Annotated in this window: 27 protein-coding genes and 1 riboswitch; of the genes, 21 read left to right on the top strand and 6 right to left on the bottom strand. The window is 56.3% G+C overall.

Going from position 1 to position 26,983, the window contains the following annotated elements; translation table 11 throughout:
• The first annotated feature begins 3 nt into the window (after nucleotides 1-3).
• The 16 genes from dnaB to ABMA60_RS17730 all read left to right on the top strand — a co-directional run bounded on the left by dnaB (nucleotide 4) and on the right by ABMA60_RS17730 (nucleotide 17,184).
• Complete coding sequence (gene dnaB / locus ABMA60_RS17805; RefSeq protein WP_392806065.1) at nucleotides 4-1,401, top strand: replicative DNA helicase; 1,398 nt, start codon at nucleotides 4-6, stop codon at nucleotides 1,399-1,401.
• Nucleotides 1,398-2,483, top strand: a complete 1,086-nt coding sequence (alr, locus tag ABMA60_RS17800; protein ID WP_392806061.1) for an alanine racemase — start codon at nucleotides 1,398-1,400, stop codon at nucleotides 2,481-2,483. Before dnaB ends, alr begins: the two co-directional genes overlap by 4 nt.
• A gap of 273 nt (nucleotides 2,484-2,756) precedes the next feature.
• The gene (mqo, locus tag ABMA60_RS17795) at nucleotides 2,757-4,241 is read left to right on the top strand and encodes a malate dehydrogenase (quinone) (protein ID WP_392806058.1); all 1,485 of its coding nucleotides are present in this window, start codon (nucleotides 2,757-2,759) and stop codon (nucleotides 4,239-4,241) included.
• 260 nt (nucleotides 4,242-4,501) lie between these two features.
• A complete protein-coding gene (locus ABMA60_RS17790) occupies nucleotides 4,502-5,791 on the top strand; it encodes an NCS2 family permease (RefSeq protein ID WP_392806055.1) in 1,290 nt (429 codons plus the stop codon).
• A gap of 119 nt (nucleotides 5,792-5,910) precedes the next feature.
• The gene (locus tag ABMA60_RS17785) at nucleotides 5,911-6,441 is read left to right on the top strand and encodes an adenine phosphoribosyltransferase (RefSeq protein ID WP_392806052.1); all 531 of its coding nucleotides are present in this window, start codon (nucleotides 5,911-5,913) and stop codon (nucleotides 6,439-6,441) included.
• Nucleotides 6,442-6,510: 69 nt separating this feature from the next.
• On the top strand, nucleotides 6,511-7,506 hold the full coding sequence (locus tag ABMA60_RS17780) for a YhdH/YhfP family quinone oxidoreductase (protein ID WP_392806049.1): 996 nt from the start codon (nucleotides 6,511-6,513) through the stop codon (nucleotides 7,504-7,506).
• Nucleotides 7,503-8,204 carry a uracil-DNA glycosylase gene (gene ung, locus ABMA60_RS17775; RefSeq protein ID WP_392806047.1) on the top strand — a complete coding sequence of 234 codons (702 nt, stop codon included), beginning with the start codon at nucleotides 7,503-7,505 and terminating at the stop codon, nucleotides 8,202-8,204. Before ABMA60_RS17780 ends, ung begins: the two co-directional genes overlap by 4 nt.
• 403 nt (nucleotides 8,205-8,607) lie before the next feature.
• The gene (locus ABMA60_RS17770) at nucleotides 8,608-10,530 is read left to right on the top strand and encodes a PrkA family serine protein kinase (RefSeq protein WP_392806045.1); all 1,923 of its coding nucleotides are present in this window, start codon (nucleotides 8,608-8,610) and stop codon (nucleotides 10,528-10,530) included.
• A 79-nt stretch (nucleotides 10,531-10,609) separates the two neighbouring features.
• Nucleotides 10,610-11,890: a YeaH/YhbH family protein gene (locus ABMA60_RS17765; RefSeq protein WP_392806042.1), complete on the top strand. Its 1,281-nt coding sequence runs from the start codon at nucleotides 10,610-10,612 to the stop codon at nucleotides 11,888-11,890.
• On the top strand, nucleotides 11,887-13,425 hold the full coding sequence (locus ABMA60_RS17760) for a SpoVR family protein (RefSeq protein WP_392806039.1): 1,539 nt from the start codon (nucleotides 11,887-11,889) through the stop codon (nucleotides 13,423-13,425). Before ABMA60_RS17765 ends, ABMA60_RS17760 begins: the two co-directional genes overlap by 4 nt.
• 42 nt (nucleotides 13,426-13,467) lie before the next feature.
• Nucleotides 13,468-13,614: riboswitch (molybdenum cofactor riboswitch) on the top strand.
• A complete protein-coding gene (moaA, locus tag ABMA60_RS17755; protein ID WP_392806036.1) occupies nucleotides 13,603-14,571 on the top strand; it encodes a GTP 3',8-cyclase MoaA in 969 nt (322 codons plus the stop codon). It overlaps the preceding riboswitch by 12 nt.
• A gap of 23 nt (nucleotides 14,572-14,594) precedes the next feature.
• Nucleotides 14,595-15,134, top strand: coding sequence for a molybdenum cofactor biosynthesis protein B (gene moaB / locus ABMA60_RS17750; protein ID WP_392806034.1), 540 nt, complete (start codon nucleotides 14,595-14,597; stop codon nucleotides 15,132-15,134).
• The gene (moaC, locus tag ABMA60_RS17745; RefSeq protein WP_392806032.1) at nucleotides 15,131-15,604 is read left to right on the top strand and encodes a cyclic pyranopterin monophosphate synthase MoaC; all 474 of its coding nucleotides are present in this window, start codon (nucleotides 15,131-15,133) and stop codon (nucleotides 15,602-15,604) included. The genes moaB and moaC overlap by 4 nt, the downstream gene beginning before the upstream one ends.
• Before the next feature lie 60 nt (nucleotides 15,605-15,664).
• Nucleotides 15,665-15,916 carry a MoaD/ThiS family protein gene (locus ABMA60_RS17740; protein WP_392806029.1) on the top strand — a complete coding sequence of 84 codons (252 nt, stop codon included), beginning with the start codon at nucleotides 15,665-15,667 and terminating at the stop codon, nucleotides 15,914-15,916.
• A gap of 7 nt (nucleotides 15,917-15,923) precedes the next feature.
• Nucleotides 15,924-16,403: a molybdopterin synthase catalytic subunit MoaE gene (gene moaE / locus ABMA60_RS17735; protein ID WP_392806027.1), complete on the top strand. Its 480-nt coding sequence runs from the start codon at nucleotides 15,924-15,926 to the stop codon at nucleotides 16,401-16,403.
• Nucleotides 16,390-17,184: a phosphotransferase family protein gene (locus tag ABMA60_RS17730; RefSeq protein WP_392806025.1), complete on the top strand. Its 795-nt coding sequence runs from the start codon at nucleotides 16,390-16,392 to the stop codon at nucleotides 17,182-17,184. Before moaE ends, ABMA60_RS17730 begins: the two co-directional genes overlap by 14 nt.
• Here ABMA60_RS17730 and ABMA60_RS17725 read toward each other — a convergent pair.
• The 6 genes from ABMA60_RS17725 to ABMA60_RS17700 all read right to left on the bottom strand — a co-directional run bounded on the left by ABMA60_RS17725 (nucleotide 17,145) and on the right by ABMA60_RS17700 (nucleotide 22,708).
• Nucleotides 17,145-18,047, bottom strand: coding sequence for an acyltransferase (locus ABMA60_RS17725; protein ID WP_392806023.1), 903 nt, complete (start codon nucleotides 18,045-18,047; stop codon nucleotides 17,145-17,147). The genes ABMA60_RS17730 and ABMA60_RS17725 overlap by 40 nt on opposite strands.
• 74 nt (nucleotides 18,048-18,121) lie before the next feature.
• Nucleotides 18,122-19,228, bottom strand: a complete 1,107-nt coding sequence (locus ABMA60_RS17720) for a peptidoglycan -binding protein (protein ID WP_392806020.1) — start codon at nucleotides 19,226-19,228, stop codon at nucleotides 18,122-18,124.
• A 3-nt stretch (nucleotides 19,229-19,231) separates the two neighbouring features.
• Nucleotides 19,232-20,059: a hypothetical protein gene (locus ABMA60_RS17715; protein WP_392806018.1), complete on the bottom strand. Its 828-nt coding sequence runs from the start codon at nucleotides 20,057-20,059 to the stop codon at nucleotides 19,232-19,234.
• Between the two features lie 76 nt (nucleotides 20,060-20,135).
• The gene (locus ABMA60_RS17710; RefSeq protein WP_392806016.1) at nucleotides 20,136-20,858 is read right to left on the bottom strand and encodes a TSUP family transporter; all 723 of its coding nucleotides are present in this window, start codon (nucleotides 20,856-20,858) and stop codon (nucleotides 20,136-20,138) included.
• On the bottom strand, nucleotides 20,858-21,808 hold the full coding sequence (locus ABMA60_RS17705) for a nucleoside hydrolase (protein WP_392806013.1): 951 nt from the start codon (nucleotides 21,806-21,808) through the stop codon (nucleotides 20,858-20,860). The genes ABMA60_RS17710 and ABMA60_RS17705 overlap by 1 nt, the downstream gene beginning before the upstream one ends.
• Nucleotides 21,809-21,811: 3 nt before the next feature.
• Nucleotides 21,812-22,708, bottom strand: coding sequence for a ribokinase (locus ABMA60_RS17700; RefSeq protein ID WP_392806011.1), 897 nt, complete (start codon nucleotides 22,706-22,708; stop codon nucleotides 21,812-21,814).
• An 88-nt stretch (nucleotides 22,709-22,796) separates the two neighbouring features.
• On the opposite strand from ABMA60_RS17700, the gene ABMA60_RS17695 reads away from it, so the two are divergent.
• Genes ABMA60_RS17695 through ABMA60_RS17675 form a run of 5 tightly spaced genes read left to right on the top strand, consistent with a single transcriptional unit; the run spans nucleotide 22,797 to nucleotide 26,983 of the window.
• A complete protein-coding gene (locus ABMA60_RS17695) occupies nucleotides 22,797-23,222 on the top strand; it encodes an HIT family protein (protein ID WP_392806008.1) in 426 nt (141 codons plus the stop codon).
• Between the two features lie 10 nt (nucleotides 23,223-23,232).
• Nucleotides 23,233-23,637, top strand: a complete 405-nt coding sequence (locus ABMA60_RS17690; RefSeq protein ID WP_392806005.1) for a GFA family protein — start codon at nucleotides 23,233-23,235, stop codon at nucleotides 23,635-23,637.
• Nucleotides 23,638-25,362 carry a gamma-glutamyltransferase gene (gene ggt / locus ABMA60_RS17685; RefSeq protein ID WP_392806003.1) on the top strand — a complete coding sequence of 575 codons (1,725 nt, stop codon included), beginning with the start codon at nucleotides 23,638-23,640 and terminating at the stop codon, nucleotides 25,360-25,362.
• Nucleotides 25,359-26,348, top strand: a complete 990-nt coding sequence (locus ABMA60_RS17680; RefSeq protein ID WP_392806000.1) for an amidoligase family protein — start codon at nucleotides 25,359-25,361, stop codon at nucleotides 26,346-26,348. Before ggt ends, ABMA60_RS17680 begins: the two co-directional genes overlap by 4 nt.
• Nucleotides 26,324-26,983, top strand: coding sequence for a gamma-glutamyl-gamma-aminobutyrate hydrolase family protein (locus tag ABMA60_RS17675; protein ID WP_392805997.1), 660 nt, complete (start codon nucleotides 26,324-26,326; stop codon nucleotides 26,981-26,983). The genes ABMA60_RS17680 and ABMA60_RS17675 overlap by 25 nt, the downstream gene beginning before the upstream one ends.

Below are 26,983 nucleotides of genomic sequence, written 5' to 3'. Positions count from 1 at the left end.
TCCATGACTGATGCACTAGAAGACGATTTGTTCGCTGGCGACGATGTTGCCAATTTGCGCGTGCCACCGCATTCGCTGGAAGCGGAGCAGTCGGTGCTGGGTGCCTTGATGATCGACAACAGTCAGTGGGACGGTGTTGCCGAAGTATTGATGCCGGACGATTTCCATCGCGGTGAGCATCGGCAGATTTTCCGCATGATGATGAAGCTGTCGGACCAGACCCAGCCGCTCGATGTCATCACTTTGGGCGAAGCCCTGGAGACGGAAAAGCAGCTCGAAGCCGTCGGTGGCATGGCCTATTTGAACGATCTGGCCGACAACACCCCCTCGATTTCCAACCTCCTGGCCTACGCCAAGATTGTGCAGGAACGCTCGGTGCTGCGACGGCTGATTCGCGTCGCCAACGACATTGCCTCCAAAGCCTACGATCCGCGTGGCCTAGATGCCGAAACCCTGCTCGACGATGCCGAGCGCCAGGTGTTTCAGATTGCCGAGCAGCGTCCTAATCAGGGCGGTCTGGTGCACGTCAATCCGCTGGTTGATAGGGCGCTGGAACGCATCGACGAGTTGCTGCATTCCGACAGCGACCTGACCGGTGTTTCCACGGGTTTCGCCGACCTCGACACCATGACGACCGGCTGGCAAAGCGGTGATCTGGTGATTCTGGCCGCCCGACCGGCCATGGGTAAAACCACCTTCGCCATGAACATGGTCGAAGAGGCGGCGCTGAATCAGGAAAAGCCGGTGGTGGTGTTCAGCCTGGAGATGCCCGCCGACCAGTTAATCACCCGTTCCATTGCTTCCCTGGGTCGCCTGGATATGGGCCGGGTGCGTACCGGTAAGCTGCACGACGACGATTTCCCCAAGCTGACCAAGGCGGTCAACCTGCTCAAAGACCGCAAGCTGTTTATTGACGATACGCCGGGCATCAGCCCGACCGAAATGCGCAGTCGTATACGGCGACTGGTGCGTGAACATGGCGATGTCGGCCTGGTCGTGGTCGACTATTTGCAGCTGATGAAAATTAAGGGCTTTACCGAAGGCCGCACCAACGAGATTTCGGAAATATCGCGCTCACTGAAGGCCATTGCCAAAGAATTTGAATGTCCGATCGTGGCGCTGTCGCAGCTTAACCGTAGCCTGGAACAGCGGCCCAACAAGCGCCCGGTCAACTCCGACTTGCGGGAATCCGGTGCGATCGAGCAGGACGCCGACATCATCCTCTTTATCTACCGCGATGAAGTCTATAACGAAGACTCCAAAGACAAGGGCACCGCTGAGATCATCATCGGTAAACAGCGGAACGGTCCCATTGGTACCTGTCGATTGGCCTTTATCGGCAAGCACAGCCGCTTCGAAAACCTGGCGCCCGATCAATACGGCGACTGGCAGAGCGAATGAGCCGGGGAACTTGCGCCACCATTGATGCCCGAGCCCTGACCGCCAATCTGGCGCGGGTACGCGAACTGGCACCGAACAGTCGAATTTGGGCGGCGATCAAAGCAGACGCCTATGGCCATGGCGCCATTAACGCCACTCGCGCCTTGGCCGACGCCGACGGTTTTGCGCTGGCAACCTTCGGTGAAGCCAAACAGTTGCGCGATGCTGGTGTCACCAAGCCGCTGATTCTGCTCGAAGGCACGGTCGATGCAGACCAGGCACGTCAGGCCATTGAGTTAGGCTGTACCTGCGTCGTACATCAGGCTGATCAATTGGCGCAGTTGGAATCTTTGGGATCGCTGGTGCGTCAGCAATCGCTGTGGCTCAAGGTCGATACCGGCATGCACCGCCTGGGTGTGACGCCCGAGGCCGCGCTCGATTATTGGCAACGCTTGTCGGCGCTCAGTGAGCAGTCCGTTGGCCTGATGACGCATTTCGCCGCCGCCGATGATGTGGATCCGAGCGCTACCGAAGCTCAGTTGGAAGCCTTTGCCCGCGCAGAGCAGGGCGTCGAAAATGCTCCGGCAAGCCTTGCCAATTCGGCCGGCATTCTGGCCTGGCCGGACAGTCATCGCGACTGGGTACGACCCGGCATTATGCTCTATGGCTCCTCGCCGGGCTTTGCTAAAACCGGCGAGCAACTGGGCCTGACACCCGCTATGACGCTGACCGCACCGGTGATAGCGGTGCGCGATGTGCCCGAAGGCGATGGTGTCGGTTACGGCCGCCGCTGGCGCGCAACTAAACCCAGCCGCATCGCGACCCTGGCCATTGGCTATGGTGATGGTTATCCACGCCATGCCCCCGATGGCACGCCGGTCTGGCTCGGTGGTCAGCGCGTGCCGCTGGTGGGCAAGGTGTCGATGGATATGCTGACGGTCGATGTGACCGAGCTCGGTGAGGTTCGGGTAGGTGACCAGGCGCAGCTGTGGGGACCTGAGTTGAGCGTCGATGAGGTGGCCCAGCATATCGACACCGTCGGCTACGAATTACTGACCCGAATCTCCAGCCGGGTACCGCGTTATTGGCGCCACCTGGATTGATTTTCGACCCTCGTCCATAAGCCAAATGGATGAGCGGTTGCCTCCTTTTTATTCAAGACTTCTATAACAAAATCCGTATAATGCGCCTCGATCGCCAAGAGATCGGATGCTTCGGGTTAGCAAACACTCGCTTTAAAAGCAGCATCTGATGGTGGCGGTCCAGAATCACGAAGTCGGGCTCGGGAGTCTAGACTCCAAGACGGCCGCTCAAGGATGACCTTTCGCCATCGGCCCGCTTCATCTCCGCTTTTATCAGCCATGGGCGAGACCGTAATGACCGCAACCAAAGCAGATGTAGTCCTGGTAGGGGCCGGCGCGATGAGTGCCACCCTGGGCATGTTGTTGAAGCAACTCGATCCCAACCTGAACATCCTGATGATCGAGAAGGGCAGTGCTGTTGCGCTGGAAAGTACCGATGGTTGGAATAACGCCGGTACCGGCCATGCCGCCTATTGCGAATTGAACTACACGCCGGTGATGGCCGATGGCAGCATCGACACCACCAAGGCGCTGAACATCAACTCCGCTTTCGAAGTCAGCCTGCAGTTTTGGTCCTATCTGGTGGAAAGTGGCGCCTTGCCCGATTCCAAAGCCTTTATTAATCGTGCACCGCACAAGAGCTTTGTCTGGGGTGATGACAACGTCGCCTTTTTGCGCAAGCGCTATGAAACGCTCAAGGCGCTGCCGCTGTTTGCGGAAATGGAATACAGCGAAGATCCGGCCGTGCTCAGCCAGTGGATGCCACTGGTCATGGAAGGTCGTGATACGCACCAAAAGGTGGCAGGAACCCGCGTTACTCACGGTTCAGATGTCGATTTTGGGGCGTTGACCCGTCTGTTGGTGAAGCACCTGGAAACGCAGAATGGTTTCGAACTGAAGTTGAATACCGAAGTTACCGACCTGAACCAGAAAGCCGACGGCTCCTGGGCCATTACTCTGAAAAGTGCTGAAAACGGTTATCAGGCTGTGGATTGCAACTTTGTGTTCCTCGGCGCCGGTGGCGGTGCTTTGCCGTTGCTGCAGAAATCCGGTGTCAGTGAAGGCCACGGCTATGGCGGTTTTCCGGTCAGTGGCCAATGGCTGGTGTGCCGCAAGCCCGAAGTGGTCGCCAAGCACCATGCCAAGGTCTATGGCAAGGCGCCATTGGGCGCGCCGCCGATGTCGGTACCGCACTTGGATACCCGCATCATCAGCGGTGAAAAAGCCCTGTTGTTCGGGCCATTTGCTGGCTTCACCACCAAGTTTCTTAAGGCCGGTTCCTTCCTGGACCTGATCAAATCAGTGCGCTTGAACAACCTCTGGCCGATGATCCGCGCCGGTCTGGCCAATATGGACCTGACCCGTTATCTGATCAGCGAAGTGCTGCAGTCGCATAAATCACGCGTTGCTGCGCTGCGTAAGTTCTACCCTGAAGCGCGTGATGAAGATTGGGAGCTGGCGATTGCCGGTCAGCGTGTGCAGATCATCAAGCGCGATCCGAAAACCGGCGGTAAGCTGGAGTTTGGCACCGAAGTGATTGCCACCGAAGATGGCTCTCTGGCCGCCTTGCTGGGCGCTTCACCCGGTGCTTCAACCGCTGCTCAGACGATGATTAACATCATCGAGCGCTGCTTTGCCGATCGTCTGGCTGAGCCGGCTTGGCGTGAGAAATTGACCGCCATGGTGCCGTCTTACGGACAGTCGCTGATCGATGATGCGGAACTGCTCAAGCAGGTTCGCAGCCGCACGCTGAAAACGTTGCAATTGAACGGCGACTAATTGCAATTGAACGGCAACTAGCCGCTTCGTTCGCTCCATCAAAAAGGCACCCACGCCATCTGGTCTGGGTGCCTTTTTGCTTCTGGCACAGCTCCTGCTTTACAAAATGTTGACCGATTGGTCCAGAGGTGCCTGAGCGCGGGAATTCTGCGAAACTTGCCGCGCTCGCCGGGCCGCTGGGCTCTGGGTTCCAACGATAACAACGATCATGCCGGTCACTCTGCTTTCCACCGCGACTGGCAGTCACCAAGGAGTCTTAAATGCTGGAAAAACTCTTCAAGCTGAAAGAGTTGGGGACCGATGTCCGCACCGAAGTGCTGGCCGGGATTTCCACCTTTCTCACCATGGCTTACATCATCGTCGTCAATCCGGGCATTCTGTCCGAGACCGGCATGCCGTTTGAGGCCGTCTTTATGGCGACCTGTATCGCGGCGGCGCTGGGTACGGCCATCATGGGTCTGTTCGCCAACTATCCGGTCGCGCTGGCGCCGGGTATGGGCCTGAATGCCTTCTTCACCTTTGGTGTGGTCTTTGGCATGGGCCAGAGCTGGCAGGTTGCGCTGGGCTGCGTGTTCTGGTCGGGCATCATCTTTATGCTGATCAGCATTCTTAAAGTGCGTGAGTGGATCATCAATGCCATTCCTGCCTCGATGAAAACCGGTATCGCCGTCGGTATTGGTCTATTCCTGGCGCTGATTGGCCTGCAAGGTGCCGGTGTGGTCGTCAATAATGACGCCACTCTGGTCGGTCTGGGTGATGTCACTTCACCTCAGGTCGTGCTGGCGTTTCTCGGTTTTGCCCTGATTGCAGCGCTGCACCACCGAGGCATCACCGGTAGCGTCATCATCGGCATTCTGGCCACCACCGTCGTCGGTGCTTTCTTTGGTCTGGTCAGCTTTAACGGTATCGTGTCGGTACCGAGCGGCCTGGGTGCGACCTTCCTGCAGCTGGATATTTTCGGTGCTCTGGAACTGGGTTTGTACTCGGTTATTTTTGCTTTCTTGTTTGTCGACCTGTTCGACACCTCGGGCACCCTGGTTGCCGTGGCCAAAGAAGGTAAATTGCTCGACTCCGATGGCAAGCTGCCGCGCCTGAACCGCGCTTTGATGGCCGACAGCTCGGCCTCTGTTGCCGGTTCCCTGCTGGGTACATCCACCACCACCAGCTATATCGAAAGTGGTGCTGGTATCGCCGTCGGTGGCCGCAGTGGTCTGACGGCAGTGACGGTTTCTGTGCTCTTCCTGCTGGCGCTGTTCTTCTCGCCGCTGGCGCTGATGATCCCGTCCTACGCCACCGCTTCTGCGCTGATCTTCGTGGCGGTGCTGATGGTTTCCTCCATCGCTTCCATCGACTGGAAAGACATCACTGAAGCGGCTCCGGTGGTTATTACTGCCTTTATGATGCCGGCGACTTACTCCATTGCCGAAGGTATCGCCGCGGGCTTCCTGTCTTACGCCGTTATCAAACTGCTGGCTGGCAAGGGCAAAGAAGTGAACATTGCGGTCTACATCATCTCTGCTCTGGCGCTGATCAAATACATCTGGATCTGATCAATCATTGCCAGGCATTGAATCAGGGCCCTGCGGGGCCCTTTTTTATGGCTGCGAGCCGGTCGTCATCGCAGCGGTCGATCGTTACAATATTGGCTGATCAGAGCAGAGAAACCTCAATGTTTAACCCCAAAGACCATATTCGTACCGTCCCGGACTGGCCTCAGCCAGGCGTGCAGTTCCGTGACATCACCACCTTGCTGTCCGATGCCAAGGTATTTCGTCAGTTGATCGATGCCTTTGTGCATCACTATTACGATGAGCCGCTGGATGCCATTGTCGGCATCGATGCTCGCGGTTTTATCCTCGGCGCCCCCCTGGCCTATGAACTGAAAACTGCCTTTGTCCCGGTGCGTAAAAAGGGCAAGTTACCTTTTGAAACCTATGAAGAATCCTATGAACTGGAATACGGCGAAGCAGTGTTGCAGGTGCACGCTGATGCGCTAAAACCCGGCCAACGTGTCGTCATTATGGATGACCTTATTGCCACTGGCGGAACTCTGCAGGCGACCTGCAAACTGGTCGAACGTTTGGGTGCTGATATTGTTGAATGCGCCGCCATCGTTGACTTGCCGGACCTGGGCGGCAGTCAGGCGATTCGCCAGGCCGGACACTCGGTGTTCACGCTGTGCGCCTTCGACGGCGATTGATCCAAGGTCGCATAGAATCGGCTTATATGGCCTGCTAGCCTGCTGCAAATTGCCAACCTGGAGACTGCCATGACTGCCTTTCGCGCCATGAGAATTCACCTGACCGATAACGGCGTCAGCCGCGCTATCGAAGAGCGCACTCTGGATGATTTGCCCGCCGGAGAGGTGTTGATCCGGGTGCACTACAGCTCGCTCAACTACAAGGATGCGCTGTCGGCCAACGGCCACAAAGGCATCAGTCGCCATTATCCGCACACTCCGGGTATCGATGCCGCCGGCAAGGTGGTATCCGATAGCAGCGACAGCTTCGCCGAAGGCACCGAAGTGGCTGTAATCGGCTTCGATCTGGGGATGAATACCGATGGTGGTTTTGCCGACTATATCCGCGTGCCCAAGGGTTGGGTGATGGCGTTACCGCCAGGTCTGTCGATGGCCGATTCCATGCGTCTGGGTACCGCCGGCGTGACCGCGGCCTATGCCTTGGAAAAACTGCTCGATAATGGTTTGAAGGCGGAGCAGGGCCCGGTACTGGTAACCGGTGCGACCGGTGGTGTCGGCACCCTGGCGGTGCATTTGCTGGGGTCGCTGGGCTATGACGTTACGGCGGTCACGGGTAAGCAACAAGCCCACGATTGGCTGCGTACTCTCGGCGCCAGCGAGGTGGTGCCGCGGTCGCAACTGGCCGATGCGCAACCTAAGGCATTGCTGGCTGAAACCTATGCGGGCGCCATCGATACCGTCGGTGATTCCACCCTGGTGAACATTCTTAAAAGCCTCAAGTTCGGCGGTACCGTGGCCGCCTGCGGTATTGTCGGTGGCACTGCGGTGCCGACTGACATCTACCCGTTTATCCTGCGCGGCGTCAATCTGGTGGGTATCGCCAGTGCCGATGAAACTTTGGCGGCGCGTCAGCGCGTGCTGGGCAAGTATGCCGGGCTGTGGAAATTGCCTCGCCTGCATGAACTGTGTGACAGCCTGCATCTTGATGAGGTCGAAGCGCGCATCGAAGCCATGCTCGCCGGGCAGATCCAGGGCCGCGCGCTCATTGATATGGAGGCGCCATGACGCTGGTATCCTGGCAATTGACCCTGGCTCAGGCGCCCTTGGCCGAGGGCTGGGCCGAGCAGTTGGTCAGCGAATTTAAATTGCCTTACATGGAGCGTTTGCAGCAGTTTCTCAGTGCGCAGGCGGCGTCTGGAAAGACAATCTACCCACCGGATAATCAGGTTTTCCGGGCCTTGGAATTGACGCCTTTTGAGGCCGTCAAGGTGGTTATTCTGGGGCAGGATCCTTACCACGGCCCCAACCAGGCCCATGGCTTGAGTTTTTCGGTGCAAGACGGCGTTAAACTGCCGCCCAGCCTGCTTAATATCTATAAAGAACTGGAACAGGACGTTGGCATTAGCCGACCAAATCATGGCGATCTCAGCTCTTGGGCGCGGCAGGGTGTGCTGTTGCTCAATTCAGTGCTGACGGTTGAGCAGGGCAATGCCGGTGCTCATCAGGGCAAAGGCTGGGAAACTTTCACCGATGCGGTGATCGAACGATTGAACCGCGAACGCGATCAACTGGTATTTATGTTATGGGGCAGCTATGCCCAGAAAAAGGGCCAGTTTATCGATAGGGACCGACACTGTGTGCTGCAGGCGCCGCACCCATCGCCTTTATCGGCGCATCGTGGCTGGTTTGGCAGCGGCCATTTTTCCGCTGCCAATGTCTATCTTCGCGGCACCGGCCAGACGCCGATCGACTGGCAACCCTGAGAGCTGGCGGCGTTGGTTGATCGTTGTGAAAGCGTTCTGAAATTGACGCTGACCGGTTAAATATTGACGCCCTGATTCGGTGCTGCAGTTGCAACGGCGACTGCTAAGCAGCCAATAATTCAAGCGTTATTTTTGATCATTATCATCAGGCTTGAACTGTAAAGACCTCCAGAAAAAGCGTGAAAATTCAGCACTCTTGATTCGACTGCGCTAGTCTAGAACAAGACAAAGAAAGAAATTAGATGGCGCAGTAGAACACTGTAAAAAATCCGGTTTCGGCATTGGCATGAAGAATGCTCCATCAAGCCAGTGAATGTCTGTTACGCCTTCGGGCGTTGCATGAATCCATGACATGATCATTCAGGGAAAGAACCGAAACCGTGTTTCTTTCAAGGGGGTCTAGATGGATATATTTAAGCAGTACCAGTCACGTTACGAAGCTCGCCAGCATGAAGAGTATTCGCTGGAAGAATACCTGCAGCTGTGCAAAGACGACGCGATGGCTTACGCCTCGGCACCCGAGCGAATGCTCAAAGCCATAGGCGAACCGGAGGTTATCGACACCGCCAAAGACTCTCGCCTCAGTCGCATCTTTTCCAACAAAATCATTCGCCGCTACCCAGCCTTTGAAGAATTTTATGGCATGGAAGAACCGATCGAACAGATCGTTTCCTACTTCCGTCATGCCGCCCAAGGCCTGGAAGAGAAAAAACAAATCCTCTATTTATTAGGCCCGGTCGGTGGCGGTAAGTCGTCCCTGGCTGAACGCCTGAAGCAACTGATCGAGACGGTTCCGTTTTACGCCATCAAAGGCTCACCCGTCTATGAAAGCCCGCTGAGCCTGTTTGATGTTGACGAAGACGGCGGTATTCTCGAAGAACGTTACGGCATTCCGCAACGCTATCTGCGTTCCATTATGTCGCCCTGGGCGGTTAAGCGTCTGCATGAATATGGCGGCGATATTTCCCAGTTCCGGGTGGTCAAACTCTATCCCTCCATTATCGACCAGGTGGCTGTCGCCAAGACCGAGCCGGGCGATGAAAACAACCAGGATATATCAGCGCTGGTCGGTAAGGTCGACATTCGCAAGCTGGAAGACTATCCGCAGGATGATCCGGATGCCTACAGCTTTTCCGGTGCCTTGTGCAAAGCTAACCAGGGCCTGATGGAATTTGTCGAGATGTTCAAAGCGCCGATCAAGGTGCTGCATCCGTTACTGACCGCGACTCAGGAAGGCAACTACAACGCCACCGAAGGCATGAGTGCGATTCCGTTCAGCGGTACTATTTTGGCGCACTCGAACGAATCGGAATGGCAGCAGTTTCGCAATAACAAGAACAACGAAGCCTTTCTTGACCGGGTTTATATCGTCAAGGTGCCGTACTGCGTTCGCGTCAGTGAAGAGATTAATATCTATCACAAGTTGATCGAAAACTCTTCGTTACGCGATGCCCATTGCGCGCCGGATACGCTGCGCATGATGGCACAGTTCTCGGTGCTGTCGCGTCTGAAAGAGCCGGAGAATTCCAACCTCTATTCGAAGATGCGCGTCTACGATGGCGAGAACCTTAAAGACACCGATCCCAAAGCCAAGACGATACAGGAGTACCGGGATGCCGCCGGCGTCGATGAAGGCATGGACGGTCTGTCGACGCGTTTTGCCTTCAAGATTTTGTCGAAAGTTTTCAATTTCGACGCCACCGAAGTGGCCGCCAACCCGGTGCATCTGCTCTACGTGCTCGAAGATCAGATTGAACAGCAGCAGTTTCCGCAGGAAGTGCACGACCGCTACCTGGCGCATTTGAAAGAGTTTCTGGCGCCGCGTTATGTCGAGTTTATCGGTAAGGAAATTCAGACGGCCTATCTGGAAAGTTATTCCGAATACGGTCAGAACATCTTCGATCGCTACGTCACCTATGCCGATTTCTGGATTCAGGATCAGGAATACCGTGATCCGGAAACCGGTGAGATTCTGGACCGTGGTGCGCTGAATGAAGAGCTGGAGAAGATCGAGAAGCCGGCGGGTATTTCCAATCCCAAAGACTTCCGCAACGAGATCGTCAACTTCGTGCTGCGCGCCCGTGCCAACAACGAAGGTCGCAACCCGAGCTGGCAGAGTTATGAGAAATTGCGTGCGGTGATCGAGAAGAAAATGTTCTCCAATACCGAGGATCTCTTGCCGGTCATTTCCTACTCCGCCAAGTCGTCCAAGGATGACGAGAAAAAACATCAGGATTTTGTACGCCGCATGACCGATCGCGGCTACACCGAAAAGCAGGTGCGTTTGCTCAGCGAATGGTATCTGCGAGTGCGTAAATCGTCCTGAACCCTGTCGGCCCGGTGCAACCAACGACCGGGCCAACATTCGACTCTGACGGCCGCAAGGCCCTGCATGAGGTCGAGCTATGATCAACAGCTATGTTATTGACCGCCGCCTGAACGGCAAGAATAAGAGTGCCGTCAATCGGCGTCGTTTTCTCGAACGTTACCGTAAGCACATCAAGAAAGCGGTTAATGAAGCCGTGAACAAACGCTCCATTACCGATATGGAGCACGGCGAGTCCATCTCTATTCCCTCAGAAGATATTCATGAGCCGGTCTTTGGTCACGGCCAGGGCGGAACCCGGACCACCGTTAATCCGGGCAATAAGGAATTCAGCACTGGCGATCGGGTGCGAAAACCTCAGGGCGGCTCCGGCCAGGGGCAGGGTGGTCAGGCGTCGAACAGCGGTGAAGGGCTCGATGATTTTACCTTCACCATCACCCAGGATGAGTTTCTGGAGTTTCTGTTTGAGGACCTGGAGCTGCCCAACCTGGTGCGCAAAGACCTTAAGCAGATGAGTGATTTTGTCTATCGTCAGGCCGGCTTTACCAGTCAGGGTGTGCCCAATCGCATCAACATCGTCCGTTCCATGCGTAACGCCCAGGCCCGGCGGATCGCTTTAAGTGGCAAGTCGCGTCGTCGCGTTAAAGAGCTGAAGGCCCTAATTGAGCAGGAAGAGGCGAAAGACGAAGCCTTGCGCGATGGTCAGCAATTGGCCGACTGGCTGGAAGAAAAACAGCAGCTGGAAACCAAGATAAAACGGCTGCCCTTTATTGATGATTTCGACCTGCGCTACAACCGCAGCGAGAAAGTACCGATCCCAAGCAATGCGGCGGTTATGTTCTGCCTGATGGATGTATCGGGTTCGATGACCCAGAACACCAAAGACATGGCGAAACGGTTTTTCCTGTTGCTCTATATGTTTTTGCGCCGTAATTACGAAAAAATCGAAGTGGTGTTTATTCGTCATCACACCAGCGCCAAGGAAGTGGACGAAGAAGAATTTTTTTACAGTCGGGAAACCGGTGGCACCATTGTCTCCAGTGCTCTGCGCATGATGCACGATGTGATTAAAGACCGTTACCCGCCCAGTGCCTGGAACATCTATGCCGCCCAGGCTTCGGATGGCGACAATTGGAATGATGATTCGCCGCAATGTAAGGACTTACTGGCCAACTATCTGATGCCCTTGGTGCAGTATTACTCCTATATCGAAATCACCCCACGTGATCACCAGGCGTTGTGGTATGCCTACGAAGATGTCCGGGCGGAACACCCTGAGCATTTTGCCATGGAGCAGATTATTGATCCGGGCGATATCTATCCGGTGTTCCGCCAGTTGTTTCAGAGGAAATCCGCATGACCAACAAACCGATCTCCACCGGTAGCGAATGGACCTTTGAACTGATCCAGGAATACGACGCCGTTATTGCTGATATCGCTCAGGAATTCCGGCTCGATACCTACCCCAATCAGATTGAAATCATCAGCTCCGAGCAAATGATGGATGCCTATTCATCCATTGGCATGCCGGTGGGTTATCACCATTGGTCGTACGGCAAACAGTTTCTGCAAACGCAGCAGAATTATCAGCGTGGCTTTATGGGTCTGGCCTATGAAATCGTGATTAATTCCAGCCCCTGCATTGCTTATCTGATGGAAGAAAACACCATGCCGATGCAGGCGCTGGTGATTGCTCATGCTTGTTACGGTCATAATTCCTTTTTTAAGAACAACTATTTGTTTAAGACCTGGACCGATGCCACGGCCATCATCGATTACCTGGTGTTCGCCAAGAATTATGTAATCCAGTGTGAGGAGCGTTATGGCGTTGCTGAGGTTGAGCGCATCCTGGATTCCTGTCACGCCTTGCAAAATTATGGTGTCGATCGCTATAAACGACCATCGCCGATTTCCGCTGCTGAGGAACGTGCTCGTCAGGAAGAACGCGAAGCCTATATGCAGCAACAGGTGAACTTGCTGTGGCGCACCATACCGACAGCGGAAGATAAGTCCGAGGCCAAACAACAGTCACACTATCCGGCGGAACCTCAGGAAAACCTGCTTTATTTTATTGAGAAAAACGCGCCCTTGCTGGAGCCGTGGCAACGCGAGCTGGTGCGCATTGTGCGCAAGCTGGCGCAGTATTTTTATCCGCAACGTCAGACCCAGGTGATGAACGAAGGCTGGGCCAGTTTCTGGCACTACACCCTGATGAATGAACTCTATGACCGCGGCTACATCACCGAAGGTTTTATGATGGAATTTCTCGCCAGTCATTCGGCCGTGGTGTTTCAGCCGCCTTATGATTCGCCTTACTACTCAGGGCTGAACCCTTATACGTTGGGCTTCAATATCTACCGTGACCTGAAACGCTTGTGTCAGGAACCGACTCAGGAAGACCGCGAGTGGTTCCCGGAAATTGCCGGCAGTGACTGGCTCGATACGCTGCATTTCGCCATGGAAAACTTTAAGGACGAGAGCTTTATTCAGCAGTTTCTGTCGCCCAAGGTGATGCGTGACATGCATCTGTTTGCCGTTTTCGATGATGAAGATGAGAGCGAATACCGCATCAGTGCCATTCACGATGAACGGGGTTATCGAAAATTGCGCGCCTTGCTGGCCGAGCAGTACAACCTGTCCAACCGTGAGCCCAATATTCAGGTCGTCGATGTCAATTTGCGCGGTGACCGGGCGTTAACCTTGCATCACCGGAGGCACAACAACATCCCGCTGAATCAGGATGCCGAGGAAGTGTTGCGGCATTTGCATCGCTTATGGGGTTTTGATGTCCACCTGCACTCCTTCGATGGCGATACCTTACGCCAAAGTTATCACCTGCCTCCAGTAGACAGCACCAGCGACAAGGTGTTCGAAGACAACATGAAATTTGTCTGAACCCGACGCACCCCATGGTCACCGTCTGTCGTCTGCACTAAACTCATGGAACCTCACCGAGCCCGGTCGGTCTAAGTTGCGCTAATGCGTAATACGACTGTCGGGCCTCGTTCATTGCGATGAACGACAGGGTGCGGCGGGAAACCGCCTCGCCTCCCGACTTTGGAAAGGTGGAACATGCTGCAAGATGCTCTAGGCCGTCGCTTCTATTATCTGCGACTGTCGATTACTGACGTGTGCAACTTTCGTTGCCAATACTGCCTGCCCGATGGCTATCAGGGACGTCCTGAAGATGCCTTCCTGAGCCTGTCTGAAATGCGCCAAACGCTGACAGCCTTTGCGGCCCTAGGCACCGAAAAAGTCCGGCTGACCGGTGGCGAACCCAGCTTGCGTCGCGATCTGCCACAGATCATTGAGATGGCCGCTGCGACACCCGGTATTCGCCAGGTTGCGATCACCACCAATGGCTACAAGCTACCCAGGCATATTGAGCGTTGGCAGCGGGCGGGTTTGACCCAGTTGAATGTGTCGGTCGATAGCCTTGATCGGCAACAATTCCACGACATAACCGGCCATGATCGCCTCGATGAAGTGCTCGCCGGCATCGATCGGGCTATCGAGCTGGGCGTCAATACCAAGGTCAACGCCTTGTTGATGCGGGGATTGGACGATCAACTGCCCAGTTTTCTGCGCTGGCTGAAACAGACTCCGGTGACGCTGCGCTTTATCGAAGTGATGCAGACCGGCGATCAGCAGGTCTTTTTCCGACAGCATCATCGCAGTGGCCAGGGGGTAAAGGACTGGTTGCTGGATAATGGCTGGCAGCCGGTATTGCGTGCCCGTGATGCGGGTCCGGCGGAGGAATTCTGGCACCCGGATTATGCCGGCCGTATTGGTTTGATCATGCCTTACAGCGCGGATTTTTGTGATTCGTGCAATCGTTTGCGGGTGTCCAGTACCGGGCGCCTGCATCTGTGTCTGTTTACCGATCAGGGCTTGGATATTCGTCCCTGGATGCAGGAAGACGTTGCACCAGAACAGTTGCAACAACGTCTCGTTGAATTGATCCAGCACAAGGCGCCGAGTCACCTTTTGCATCAGGGTGACAGTGGTGCCACATCCAACCTCAGCATCATCGGCGGCTGAGGTTTTTTGTTAGAGGAGAACAGATGAGCCAGGTTGCTTCCCAGATGGTGCCGCTGAAGATGGCGATATTGACGGTATCCGACACTCGCGACAGCAGCACCGATACTTCCGGCCAATTGTTGTTTGAGCGCGCCACCGAAGCCGGACATCAGGTAGTGGAACGCAAAATTGAGAAGGATGACCTTTACGCCCTGCGCATGCACCTGTCACGCTGGATCGCCAGCGATGAGATTCAGGTGGTGTTACTGACTGGCGGTACCGGCTTTACCGGCCGAGATTCCACGCCGGAAGCGGTTAAGCCGTTGCTTGATAAAGAAGTCGAAGGTTTTGGCGAGTTGTTTCGTCAACTGTCCTATCGGGACGTTGGTACCTCGACAGTGCAGAGCCGTGCACTGGCGGGGTTGGCAAACGGCACCCTGGTGGTTTGTCTACCGGGCTCGACCGGCGCCTGTCGCACCGGTTGGGACGGCATCCTGGCGCAGCAGTTGGATGCCCGTCACAAACCCTGTAACTTTGTCACGCATTTGAAAGGCAAGACCAAGGTGAGCGGACAGCCAGCATGAGTGAATTCAGCCATCTGGATCGCCGTGGTAACGCCAATATGGTCGATGTCACCACCAAGGCGGTGACCAGTCGTGAAGCCCGCGCCGAAGCCTATGTTTATATGAACGCTGAGGCACTGCAGCGCATCGCTGATGGTAACCACCACAAAGGCGACGTCTTTGGTGTCGCCCGGGTGGCGGGTATCCAGGGCGCCAAGCAGACATCGCAGCTGATCCCACTGTGTCATCCGCTGATGTTGACTAAGGTCGCAGTGGACTTAAGCCTGGAAGTGGATCAAGGTCGAGTACATATCGAGAGCTGGTGTAAGCTCGACGGTAAGACAGGAGTGGAGATGGAGGCGCTGACGGCCGCCTCCATAGCTGCCTTGACACTGTTCGATATGGTCAAGGCGCTGGATCCTGCCATGCGCATCGAAGGACTGAGAGTACTGGAAAAGCGCGGTGGCAAGAGCGGGCACTGGCAAGCCTGAGTACCAGGGACCGGACATGGGGCCGCCGGTGCGTTTCATTCATGCAACCGGACACAATCAATGAAGACCGTGCAACTGAAATTTTTTGCTCGTTTACGCGAACAACTGGGTATTGCCGAGATCGCCATTCCGGCCGATCAGGCACCCAATCTCGACAGCTTGATGAATTGGCTGCAAACCCAACACCCTCATTGGCGCGAAGCGCTGCAACAGCCGTTGACCCGTGCGGTTAACGAAGAAGTGGTCAATGGCAATGTCGACCTCAATCCCGGTGATCAGGTGGCGTTCTTTCCGCCGGTGACCGGTGGCTAACGATGCCATGCGCGTGATACGCGTGCAGGCGGAAGCCTTCGATATCCAACAGGAATACGATGCACTCTGTGCCGGCAACCGCGAAGATGGCGCGGTGGTGTTCTTCGTCGGTCGGGTGCGCGATATGAATGACGGCGAAGCCGTTAGCGGTCTGCATCTGGAGCATTACCCCGGCATGACTGAAAAGACGCTGGCCAACATTGCCGAGCGTGCCGCCCAGCGTTGGCCACTGAATCGAATTCGTATTACCCACCGTTATGGCGAGCTGTATCCGTCGGATGCCATCGTCTTTGTCGGCGTATCCAGCCCGCACCGTCAAGCCGCGTTCGACGGCGCTGCATTCATTATGGATCATCTAAAAACCGAAGCGACCTTCTGGAAGAAAGAGAAAACCCCTAACGGCAGTCATTGGGTGTCGTCGCGCGACAGCGATCAGCAGCGTCTGGCGCGTTGGCAGCAAGACGGAGCCGGTGGTGAGTTCGACTGATTTATCGGCCATGGGCCAAGCGCGGGTAGAGCAGCAGCTTGTCGATGGTCGAGTGGCCATCCGTAAAGGCCCGCTGACCCGCACTGAAGATTATTTCTACCGCCACCTGATTCACCATCCAGACTTTCAGGGACCTTTAGTTCCCGAAGTGTATGGCTGGGAAGGTGACGCCGTTCTGCTGGAGTGGATTCCCAACCCCATCGCCGCCAATGAAACGCTTAAGGCTGACCTGCTCGGTTCGCTGTCGCGCCTGCATGCCCAGTCGTTAAAGGTCCCCGATGAGTGCCTGTTTCAGTTCAACTGGACAACGCCGCAACTCGAGCGTGCCCTAGTGCATTTTCCCATTGAACAACGGGCGCCGATTCGGCAGAAAATGCAGCCTTGGTATCAGGAAGTTGAGGATCTACTGGCACCACAGCTGCTGATTTCAGGTGACAGCAACCATGGCAACTGGGGGCGTCGGGCCAGCGGTGAAGCGGTGTTATTCGATTGGGAGCGGCTCGGCCGGGGTTCTCCTGCGATTGATCTGGCGCCGTTGATTCCGGGGCTGTCGGGCCAACCGGTAGTAACCGACTACGTCCGCTTGTATCGCTCAACCTGGCCAGACTGCCCGTTTTCAGAGACCAGGCTGGTGCGTCAGGTTTTGCAGACGATGGCGCTGGTGGCGATTGAAGTCGTCAATATCCTGCATGATCGCGCCAACGCCGAGGCGCAGCGCTATCAGCAATGGTTTAACCAGCGTTACTTGGGGTGGCTAGAGAGTATTTCGTCCAGCAGTTGATCTTTGCGTTCCCACATTTGACTAATCCAGCGCTGGAATTCTATGCGGAAGCTGGGGTCGTTCTGATAGTCGCCCTTGGTGAAATGCGCCGGAATATCGATCTCTTCTACCCGCACGATGACTTCCTGCATGCGTCCGCACATCAGGTCCCAAAACGAGGGAGCACCCGCCGGATAGGCAATGGTGACATTGGTCAAGGCACTGAACTTGGTGCCCAAGGCGGCAATGGTAAATGCCAGGCCACCGGCTTTGGGTTTAAGCAGGTGCTTATAGGGCGAGTTCTGTTGATCGTGCTTTTCCTGACTGAAGCGCGTGCCTTCAATAAAGTTCATCACACTGGTGGGCGTCTCTGAAAAACGTTCACAGGCTCTTTTGGTCGCTTCCAGATCCTGCCCTGCTTTTTCCGGGTGTTTCTTCAAATAAGACTTCGAATGCCGCTGCATAAAAGGAAAGTCCAGCGCCCACCAGGCCTGGCCGGCAACCGGCACACGCATCAGGTCTCTTTTCAGAAAGAATTTGAGCAGCGGAATCTTGCGGTTATACATCCGGAACAACACAAAAATATCCGCCCAAGACTGGTGGTTAGCCGTTACCAGATACCAGCCTTTGGGATTGAGTTGCCCAACGCCATCGATGTCCCAACGGGTGCGGTGAAAGGTGCGCATCCACCACTGAATACCCGCCATCCAGACAATCGCGACTTCAGCCAGTGCGCGTTGAAAGAAGTTACGGGTGGCGCGAAAGCGGATAACCGCCCGCAGCGCGATAAAGAGATAGAGGAAGACCCCCACGGTCAGGGTGTAAACCACGAGGATGATGGCAGCAATGGCACCGTGAAGGTTACTCAAAAGGGCTCGGATCATGGTTGCTATCGATCAAAAAAAGGGCGGTTATGGTAAAAGAAGGGGGCGATCGAAACAAATGCCGCAATGGCTGGTTAACGCTCGGTCAATTTGATCTCAATGCGACGGTTGCGCGCAAAGGCCGCTTCGGTGTCCGCCGGGTCCAGTGGGTGATGTTCGCCAAAGCCGGCAGCGGCGAGGCGCTCAGCGGGAATGCCTTGTTCAGCCAGATAGCGCACCACCGAAACGGCACGGGCGGTCGATAGTTCCCAGTTTGACGCAAAACGCTCGGTACTGATCGGGCGGCGGTCGGTATGGCCATCGATGCGCAATATCCAGCCTAAATCGGCGGGGATTTCATCGGCAACGGTGATCAGGGTATTGGCGACTTTGGTGAGTTCGGTTCGGCCCGCTTCGCCGAGCGTGGCTGAGGCAGAGTCAAAAAACAGTTCTGATGGCAACACAAAACGATCGCCTTCAATACGGATGTCGGGGTTATCAACCAACACTTGGCGCAGCCGTCCAAAAAACTCCGAGCGGTACTGTTCCAGTTCATTAACGCGCTCGGCGAGGACAGTATTCAGCCGCTCACCCAAGTCAGCCAGTTCGCTCTCGCTGGCTGCTCTGGCGGCCTCTTCGGCGGCCAGGGCGGCGCTGATAACATCGAGCTGTTCACGCAACTGCGCAATCTGGCTATTGAGGCGCTCTACTTCGGCGCGGGCGCTGGCAGAGAGCGCCCGTTCTTCATCCAGTGATTGGCGACTGCTGGCGAGATTCGATTCCAATTCACCAAGTCGTTTATCGCGAGCCGCCAGTTGCGCGGCCAGGTCTTCATTTTGCGCGTTTAACTCGGCCAGGTCGTCGCGCTGGGCCGCCAGTTGGGCTTGATCGTCGTCACTTTGGGTCTGTAAAGCAGCGAGGGAAGCCGTCAGTTCAGCGCTGCGCGTCTGGCTTTGTTCCAGTGCTGAGCGCAGCTCGTCGTTATCGCTGCGCTCCAGGCGCAAGGCGGCGGCGATATCCGCTAGCTGAGCGTTTAATTGACTGAGTTGATCGTCGCGGTTGGCCACGGTCTGGGCCAGGAAAACCTGCGCCAGGGTAAATACCATCACCACAAACACCAGCAGCAACAGCAAGGCCGATAACGCATCGACAAAGCCGGGCCAGATGTTTAGTGCGCTGGTGGGGCGACGACGGTTGGCCATAGTTTAAGGCTCGTCGGTAAAGCCGAGTTGGCGTTTGAGCTGGCGATTCTCTGCTTCCAGGCGCTGCAGTTGCTCGATCAGTTCTTCCGGCGACAACGCATCGGTCAGCAATTGAGCGTTGTCGCTGTTGATGTCGACCAGATGTGTCAGGCCGGTCAGCCATTCTTCCAGACTGTTGAAAAAGCGGTTCTGGGCGTGGCCGGCCTGGATATCGAGAAAGCCCAGCACCAGCGAACCACCCAGGCCAAATAACGAAGAACTGAAGGCGGTGCCCATGCCGTCGAGCGGCTCCAGCAGCCCAGCCTGCAGATCGCGAAATACTTCGTTAAAGGGACGGTCTCCGAGGTTCAGATCGAGGATCACGCTGCCAATGGCATCGATGGTGCCCAATAAACCCCAGAAGGTACCGAGCAGGCCGAGGAAGACCAGCAGACCGATCATATAGCGCGACAGTTCGCGCGCTTCATCAAGCCGTGAACGAACGCCGTCGAGCAGGGTGGTGAGCGACATCGGCGACAGCGTCACCCGTTCGTGTTGCAGATCGTCGCCGAGTTGGCGCGCCAGCGGTTTAAGCAGTTTGGGGGACACATTGCCATAGGCATTGCCACGGCCGGTGCGAAAGCGGGCGACCCATTGCATCTCTGGCAGCAGCCGCACCACCTGACGATAACTCATTACGATGCCGGCCAGCAGCACTGCCAGAATTAAGCCATTGAACACCCAGTTGGCCATAAAAGCCTGGCTCAGCGGCTGGTAAATCAGACCGCAGATGGCTAAGACGATGGCCAGATAAAGGCTCATCCAGATCAGGCTTTGCTTGGGATTGTTCATGCTCCCTCCAGCGATGCGCGCAGAGCGCCACCTTAGCACAGCGATTTGACCACTGTCTTACAGCCTTACATCGCAGTTAGCTATGGAAGAACAAGGCTCCGGACATCGCCATACCGGCAGAGAGTGAACACAGAATCAGCAGCAGGGGACGGAAGCGACTGTCGACCCAGCTCTGGCACAGTCGACCGAGCGCAAAGCCGAGCAAGGCGGCGGGCACAAAAGACAAACTTTCCAGCCACAGCCTGGGCGTCAGCAAGCCCGCAAACTGATAGCTAACCAGCGACAGCACACAGCTGTAGGCAAAATAGAACGCCAGATTAGCGCGGATGGTGCGAGCTTTGCCGTGCTGCATCACCAGCGCCATGGGTGGACCACCAATGGAGGTGGTAGCGCCCATCACCCCGGAGACAAAACCGGCAATGCCCAGGCGGGTTGGCGTGGCTTCAAAGGCGCGGCCTAAAGCGCTGATCAGCACCGCCAGTAACACCGCCGTAGCCACCAGTATCTGCAACGCCTGCACCGGCAGGTGCAGCAGAATCCAGGTACCAACCACCGTGCCTGGGATGCGCGCTACGATGGCTGAGAGCATGGCGCGAATTTGCATATCGTGACGCAGATGCCAGACGTTCATTAGCGACAACACCAAGGCGGTGACCGTCAGCACCACGGGTACCCACTCTGGCCGCAGCACAACAATAATGGGCGCGGCCAGAACCGCCATGCCAAAGCCAAGTGCGGTTTGAATCAGGCAACCGGCGGCCAGTGCCAGGGCACAGAACCACCAGATCAGATCGAACATCAGGATTCCTCTGACAGGCGTTGCTCGAACAGCTTGAGCACGCGCACGTCGTCCACTTCAAAGGCGACCTTGATTAACGGCCGGTCGGCCCAGCCTTCGGTTGGGAAGTCGCGACCTTCCGGTGCCATCATGGTTTGACCCAAGGCCAGCCCTTCGGTGGCGACACGAATACGGCCATGACGGCAACCGAACAGGCTCGGATCGAGCACGTAGGCAATGGTTGCCGCATCGTGGAAATAGCAGCCGTCGACGCCCAGAGCGGCCCGATAAAAATCGAAATAGTGCTGCGCTGCCTTATTCAGAAAACCGCCCTGAACCGGGTTGGCCGCTTCGATGCGTTCCATGACCGAAGTTTTCAGCAGCACCTGATGAGTGACATCCAGGCCAATCATGGTCACCGGCCAGTCGGCGCCGAACACCCGGTCAGCGGCGTGCGGATCGTTGATGATGTTGGCTTCGGCGACCGGGCTGACGTTGCCGGTTTCATGCACCGCCCCGCCCATCAACACCACTTCTTTGACTTTGCCGGCGATGCTTGGATCGAGTTCCAGCGCCAGAGCCAAATTAGTCAGCGGGCCGAGTGGAATTAGCGTGATTTCGCCCGGGTAAGCATTGACCGACTCAACAATAAACTCAGCTGCTGAGCGCGGGTCGATAACGCCTTCAGCCTGCGGCCAATCGATATTGCCGAAGCCATCAATGCCGTGCACATAATCAGAGTGCGGACGCGGCGGCATCCCCAGCGGCACGGTGGCGCCCTGGGCGACAGGAACCTGGGTGCCGGCCAATTGGCACAGCGTTAACGCATTGCGGGCGCCCAGTTCGGCACTGACGTTACCAAAAATACTGGTCAGACCCATGACCTCAAGCTCCGGTGAGCGGAAGGCAAAGAGGATGGCCATGGCGTCGTCGATGCCCGGATCAGTGTCGATAATAATACGTTGCGTCATGGTTCAGTCCTGATGTTCGCTGAGAAAAGCATCAACTTCAGCTTTGTTGGGTATGGAAACAGAAGCGCCCAGCCGAGTGACGCAAAGAGCGGCGGCGGCATTACCGCGGCGCAAGGCGTCGGCTACATCGTGGCCATCGGCCAGTGCTGCCAAACAATAGCCGATAAAGGTATCGCCAGCGGCCGTGGTATCGACTGCCTCGACTTTATAGGCCGGTACACTGTGACGACCGTCCGGGCTGATATGCACCACACCTAAGCTGCCCAGCGTCAGCAGGATGCGCAATTGTGGGTAGTCACGCAGTAAAGCGGCCTCGGCGGCTTCGACGCTGTCGGTATCGGTCAGATCCATGGCTTCGACTTCGTTGACGATCAACAAATCAACTTTCGCCAGCAGCGGTTTGACGGCGTCGGCCACCATGGGCGCCGGGTTAAAAGCGATGCGCAAGCCAAGGGCGGCGGCTTTATCCATGGCCTCGGCCAAGGCATTGGTTTCGTGTTGCAACAGCAGCCAATCGCCAGAGTTGGCGGCGCTTAAGGCCGCATCAATTTGCGTGTTGGTCAACCGATGATTGGTGCCAGGGTAGAGCAGGATGGAATTCTCGGCCGCTGCCGTCAGTTGAATGATGGCGTGGCCGCTGGCGGCGTCGAGCTGGGCGACGTGATCGGTACTGACGCCGGCCTCACTCAGTTGTTCGATGACCCAGGCATCGGCTTTGCTAATAGCGCCAATGTGCTGAGTGTTAGCACCAGCGCGAGCCAAAGCGATGGATTGATTAGCGCCTTTGCCACCTAAGACGGTGCGATAGTCAGTCGAAGCGAGGGTTTCACCGGGGCGGACAAAATGGTCCACGCGATAGAGGTGGTCGATATTGATCGACCCCAGGTTGAAGACGGTCATGCGCAATTCCTTGATATGCGGCGCGCCGTTTTGTGCCGCCGGGAAATCCGCTAAGCTGGCGCAACCTTTTCAGTGTGCGGAGCTTACCATGGCCTACGACTCGGACAATATTTTCGCCAAGATGCTGCGCGGGGAAATCCCCGCCATCAAGGTGTATGAAGATGATGACACCCTGGCCTTTATGGACATCATGCCTCAGGCCGAAGGCCATACTCTGGTCATTCCCAAAATGGCCGCCGAAACTATTTTTGATCTGACCGATGACGCCAGCGCCGCCTGGATGCGCAGCGTGCGTAAAGTCAGCGCAGCGGTGAAAAAAGCCTTCGATGCGCCGGGCATCGTGCTGTTTCAATTAAACGGCAAAGGCGCCGGTCAGACGGTGCCGCATGTGCACTTTCACATCATTCCCGGCTCCATTGCCGACCTGCGCAAACCGCACGGCAGTGAGATGGCCGATACCGACCAATTGAAAGCGCAGGCCGAGCAAATTAAAGCGGCGCTGGCTGAACTTTGAGGTAACTGCCATGACCCGGGCTTCTTGTTTATGCGGCGGCGTGCAAATCAATGCCAAGCTGCAACCCAACACCGCCAGTCATTGCCATTGCCAGATGTGTCGCAAGCAACACGGCGCGGCCTTCGGCAGTTACATCAATGTGGCGCGCGATGATTTGCACTATGACCAGGGTGAAGAGTTGTTAGTGACTTACCGCTCATCCGCCATTGCCAGCCGGGTTTTCTGTGGTCGCTGTGGCTCCACTTTATTGTTTGTCGATCATGAGCGTCCCGAGATAATTGGCCTTGCCCTGGGCGTCTTGGATGAAGAACCCGGCAGCGCACCGGTTCAGCATATTTTTTATGGTGATCGTCCGGCCTGGTCTGGACCCTACGATGATGGCTTGCCCAAGTACGACGGCGACAGTGGCCTTTGAATGAGACCCTTGTCGCTGGCGGTTTCGCTGTGCCTGTTGCTGTTTGCCTGCGCAGAACCTGAGCAGAACCTTGACCTGACACCTAAGGTTTCAGCCTTGGGAAGCGCTGCCATCAGTTCGCCCGATCCGCTGGCCACGGCGGTCGGTTTGGAGGTGTTGAAAAACGGCGGTAACGCCGTCGATGCAGCGGTCGCCATGGCGCTGATGCTCGGCTTTGTCGAAGCGCCGGAAACCGGCTTGGGTGGCGGTGGTTTTCTGTTGCATTACCGCGCCGCCGATCAGCAAGTGCGTTTCTACGACGGCCGCGAAACCGCGCCGCAAACCGCCGAAGCCGATCGTTTTACCTTACTGAATTTCCCCGTTCCCTGGTTCGCCGCTGTACCGACCGGCCGTGCCGTCGGTGTGCCGGGTTTGCCGGCTTTATTAGGGCAGGTGCATCGCGAGCACGGCGTACTGCCCTGGGCCGATTTGGTGGCGCCAGCGGCGCAAGCAGCGCGCCAGGGTGTGTCCATGCCGGTGCGTTTATCGCAGCAAATTGAAACCGATTTTTCACTGCGATTATTTGCCGATACGCGGCGTTATTTTCGCGCTCAGCAAGCGCAGCAACCGTCGCGTCTGGTGAATCCAGAACTCGCCGAAACTCTGGACCGCCTGGCACAGGACGGTGCTGCTGCGTTTTATCAGCCGCCTATTTCATCGGCGATAATTGAACGCGCCAGTCGAGGTTTGATCTGGCCGTCTGACTTGACGCAAAGCGATTTCGACCAATACCAGTCAAAGCAACGACCAGCTGTCTGCGCGCCTTATCGACAGTGGCGTTTATGCACGATTGGGCCGCCATCATCCGGCGGCATTGCCGTCTTGCAAACGCTTGGGATGTTGCAGCAATTTCCGCTGGACTTGCGTCACCCCGATGACCCTGAAGCCTGGCATTGGATTCTGGAAGCCAGCCGTCTGGCCTTTGCCGATCGCAACCGCTACGTCGGTGATCCGGATGTCGTGGACGTGCCGGTTGAGGCGCTGTTGGCAGAGGATTATCTGGCTGCTCGCGCTCAATTAATTGGACCGCGGGCGCGTTCGGTTATTCGTTACGGCGAGCCGGAAGCTGAGCAAAGCGAAGCGGTTGCTTTGTTACCGGACAGCCGGGTGCGCGACGGCACTTCCCATCTCAGTGTGGTCGACGCTCAGGGCAATATCGTGGCGCTGACCAGCTCCAACGAAAAACCCTTTGGCGCGCGAATGATGGCCGGTGGTTTTGTACTCAATAACCAACTGACCGACTTTAGCTTCGACGCCCAGGCCGACTTTGGCGTGCATCCCAATGCCCCCGGGCCCGGCAAACGTCCGCGCTCATCAATGACGCCGATTATGGTTTTTGATGAAGACGGCGAGCCGGTGCTAGTGGTGGGATCGCGAGGCGGCAGCCGCATCATCGGCTATGTGCTTAAGACACTGATCGCCACACTCGACTGGGAGCTGCCGGTTGAACAAGCCATAGCGTTACCCAATGTGATTTACAGTGGTCGATCGGTGGAAGTCGAAGCCGGAACCTCGGCAGAAGATTGGTCGCAAACCTTGCGCGACTATGGCCATCCGATTGACCTTCGTTCATTAACCAGCGGTGTGCATGCGCTCCAGCGTTATCCGGACGGCTGGCGTGGTGCCGCTGACCCGCGCTTGGAAGGTGAGGCGCTAGCTTGGACCCCTAAGGAGAACAGACCGTGATTGTGGATTTGCCAAGCACCAAAACCGAGTCTGGTGAGGAACGTCGCGTCGGCGTCGAGATCGAAATGAATGGCGTGCCATTAAAACAACTGGCACAACTGATTGCCGATGAATTAGACCTCGAGCTGAGCTCCGAAGGTCGCTATCAATATCGGTTGACTGGCGATTCAGCAGGCGACTGGGAAGTGGAAGTCGACTTCCGACTGCTCAAAGAAATGGGCCAACAGGAATATCAGGTCGGCGAGTGGGGCGATGAAGTTAAGCAGCGGCTGGAGTCTATGCTGCATCGTGTCTCCGAGCCCTTTGTGCCGCTCGAGTTGGTCAGCCCGCCTTTGCCTTTGTCGCGCCTGAATGAAGTTGAGCGACTGAGCCAGCGTTTACATGACGCCGGCGCTAAGGGTTCCTCCGACCAACTGACCAATGCCTTTGGGCTGCAATTCAACCCGGAATTACCGGCGCTCGATGCCGATACTATCCGGCGTTATTTGCAGGCCTTTGTCTGCCTGGAGGAATGGCTGAAGCAACGCGATCAAACCGATTTTGCGCGCCGCGTCACGCCCTATATCGATGCCTTTCCACGCGATTATATTCGCCATCTGTTAGCGCCCGATTATCGTCCTGACCTGGCCACCTTGATCGATGATTATCTGCATTGGAACCCCACCCGCAACCGGCCACTGGATATGCTGCCGCTGTTCACCGAAATGGATGAACCACGGGTCCGAGCAGTGACCGATGATCCACTGATCAAAGCCCGACCGACCTTTCATTACCGCTTGCCGGATTGCCAGATTCAACGCAGCGATTGGAGTCCGGCCTTGGCTTGGGATGACTGGTGCCAGGTGGAATTTCTGGCATTTGATGAAGCGCGCCTGGCCGATTGCAGCGCTGCATTTCGCAGCCATTTACGCAATCCATTAAAGCGTTGGTTTAAAGATTGGGTGGCACAATTGGAGGCGCAATGGCTGCACCCATCGTCGCCATAACCGGGCCGACTAAAGGCGCAATCGGTCCTCGTTTTTGTGTCGCTATGGCAATCAAAATGGCGGGTGGCAAACCGCTGCAATTGCGACCGGGCGATCACTGGCGGGATGATTTTCAGGCCGTGGTTATCACCGGCGGACACGATATCAACCCTGTGCTCTATGCCGAAGAACCGGAAGTCATGCCCAAGTATGATGAGCAGCGCGATGCCTTCGAAAGCGCCATTATCGATGCCGCGCTGGAACGCGATTGTCCGTTATTGGGAATATGTCGAGGTGCTCAGCTGTTAAATGTTCGGCGCGGCGGTACGCTTTTTCAGGACATTCGTTCGCGTCGTCGGCGCACTTCCAACCGACGAACTTTATTGCCCACCAAGAACCTGAGGGTTGAAAGCGATAGCCGATGGTTGGGGCATTGGTCGCAGGCTCCGGGGCGCGTCAACAGCCTACATAACCAGGCGATGGATCGACTGGGAGAAGGGTTGAAGGTGGTGGCTCGCGATCAGGATGGCTTGATTCAAGCCGTTGAAGACCCATCTCTTGCGTTTGTGCTCGGCGTGCAGTGGCATCCCGAGTTTCTTTTATATCTGTCGCAGCAGCGGCACTTGTTTCGGCGCCTGGTCGAACAAGCCAGCTAA

Source organism: Saccharospirillum sp. HFRX-2, assembly GCF_043196805.1.
Taxonomy (GTDB): Bacteria; Pseudomonadota; Gammaproteobacteria; order Pseudomonadales; family Natronospirillaceae; genus Saccharospirillum.
The sequence above is the reverse complement of the archived record's forward strand: the minus strand, read 5'-3'. Positions and strand labels throughout refer to the sequence as shown.

Excerpts from the sequence above, each read along its gene's own strand:
- moaC (WP_392806032.1), top strand. The coding sequence starts at position 15,131 with ATGAGTGAATTCAGCCATCTGGATCGCCGTGGTAACGCCAATATGGTC.
- alr (WP_392806061.1), top strand. The coding sequence starts at position 1,398 with ATGAGCCGGGGAACTTGCGCCACCATTGATGCCCGAGCCCTGACCGCC.
- moaB (WP_392806034.1), top strand. The coding sequence starts at position 14,595 with ATGAGCCAGGTTGCTTCCCAGATGGTGCCGCTGAAGATGGCGATATTG.
- ABMA60_RS17705 (WP_392806013.1), bottom strand. The coding sequence starts at position 21,808 with ATGACGCAACGTATTATTATCGACACTGATCCGGGCATCGACGACGCC.
- ABMA60_RS17785 (WP_392806052.1), top strand. The coding sequence starts at position 5,911 with ATGTTTAACCCCAAAGACCATATTCGTACCGTCCCGGACTGGCCTCAG.
- ABMA60_RS17790 (WP_392806055.1), top strand. The coding sequence starts at position 4,502 with ATGCTGGAAAAACTCTTCAAGCTGAAAGAGTTGGGGACCGATGTCCGC.
- ABMA60_RS17675 (WP_392805997.1), top strand. The coding sequence starts at position 26,324 with ATGGCTGCACCCATCGTCGCCATAACCGGGCCGACTAAAGGCGCAATC.
- ABMA60_RS17765 (WP_392806042.1), top strand. The coding sequence starts at position 10,610 with ATGATCAACAGCTATGTTATTGACCGCCGCCTGAACGGCAAGAATAAG.
- moaE (WP_392806027.1), top strand. The coding sequence starts at position 15,924 with ATGCGCGTGATACGCGTGCAGGCGGAAGCCTTCGATATCCAACAGGAA.
- ABMA60_RS17770 (WP_392806045.1), top strand. The coding sequence starts at position 8,608 with ATGGATATATTTAAGCAGTACCAGTCACGTTACGAAGCTCGCCAGCAT.
- ABMA60_RS17690 (WP_392806005.1), top strand. The coding sequence starts at position 23,233 with ATGACCCGGGCTTCTTGTTTATGCGGCGGCGTGCAAATCAATGCCAAG.
- ABMA60_RS17715 (WP_392806018.1), bottom strand. The coding sequence starts at position 20,059 with ATGAACAATCCCAAGCAAAGCCTGATCTGGATGAGCCTTTATCTGGCC.
- mqo (WP_392806058.1), top strand. The coding sequence starts at position 2,757 with ATGACCGCAACCAAAGCAGATGTAGTCCTGGTAGGGGCCGGCGCGATG.
- moaA (WP_392806036.1), top strand. The coding sequence starts at position 13,603 with ATGCTGCAAGATGCTCTAGGCCGTCGCTTCTATTATCTGCGACTGTCG.
- ABMA60_RS17740 (WP_392806029.1), top strand. The coding sequence starts at position 15,665 with ATGAAGACCGTGCAACTGAAATTTTTTGCTCGTTTACGCGAACAACTG.
- ung (WP_392806047.1), top strand. The coding sequence starts at position 7,503 with ATGACGCTGGTATCCTGGCAATTGACCCTGGCTCAGGCGCCCTTGGCC.
- ABMA60_RS17720 (WP_392806020.1), bottom strand. The coding sequence starts at position 19,228 with ATGGCCAACCGTCGTCGCCCCACCAGCGCACTAAACATCTGGCCCGGC.
- dnaB (WP_392806065.1), top strand. The coding sequence starts at position 4 with ATGACTGATGCACTAGAAGACGATTTGTTCGCTGGCGACGATGTTGCC.
- ggt (WP_392806003.1), top strand. The coding sequence starts at position 23,638 with ATGAGACCCTTGTCGCTGGCGGTTTCGCTGTGCCTGTTGCTGTTTGCC.
- ABMA60_RS17760 (WP_392806039.1), top strand. The coding sequence starts at position 11,887 with ATGACCAACAAACCGATCTCCACCGGTAGCGAATGGACCTTTGAACTG.
- ABMA60_RS17700 (WP_392806011.1), bottom strand. The coding sequence starts at position 22,708 with ATGACCGTCTTCAACCTGGGGTCGATCAATATCGACCACCTCTATCGC.
- ABMA60_RS17710 (WP_392806016.1), bottom strand. The coding sequence starts at position 20,858 with ATGTTCGATCTGATCTGGTGGTTCTGTGCCCTGGCACTGGCCGCCGGT.
- ABMA60_RS17780 (WP_392806049.1), top strand. The coding sequence starts at position 6,511 with ATGACTGCCTTTCGCGCCATGAGAATTCACCTGACCGATAACGGCGTC.
- ABMA60_RS17695 (WP_392806008.1), top strand. The coding sequence starts at position 22,797 with ATGGCCTACGACTCGGACAATATTTTCGCCAAGATGCTGCGCGGGGAA.
- ABMA60_RS17725 (WP_392806023.1), bottom strand. The coding sequence starts at position 18,047 with ATGATCCGAGCCCTTTTGAGTAACCTTCACGGTGCCATTGCTGCCATC.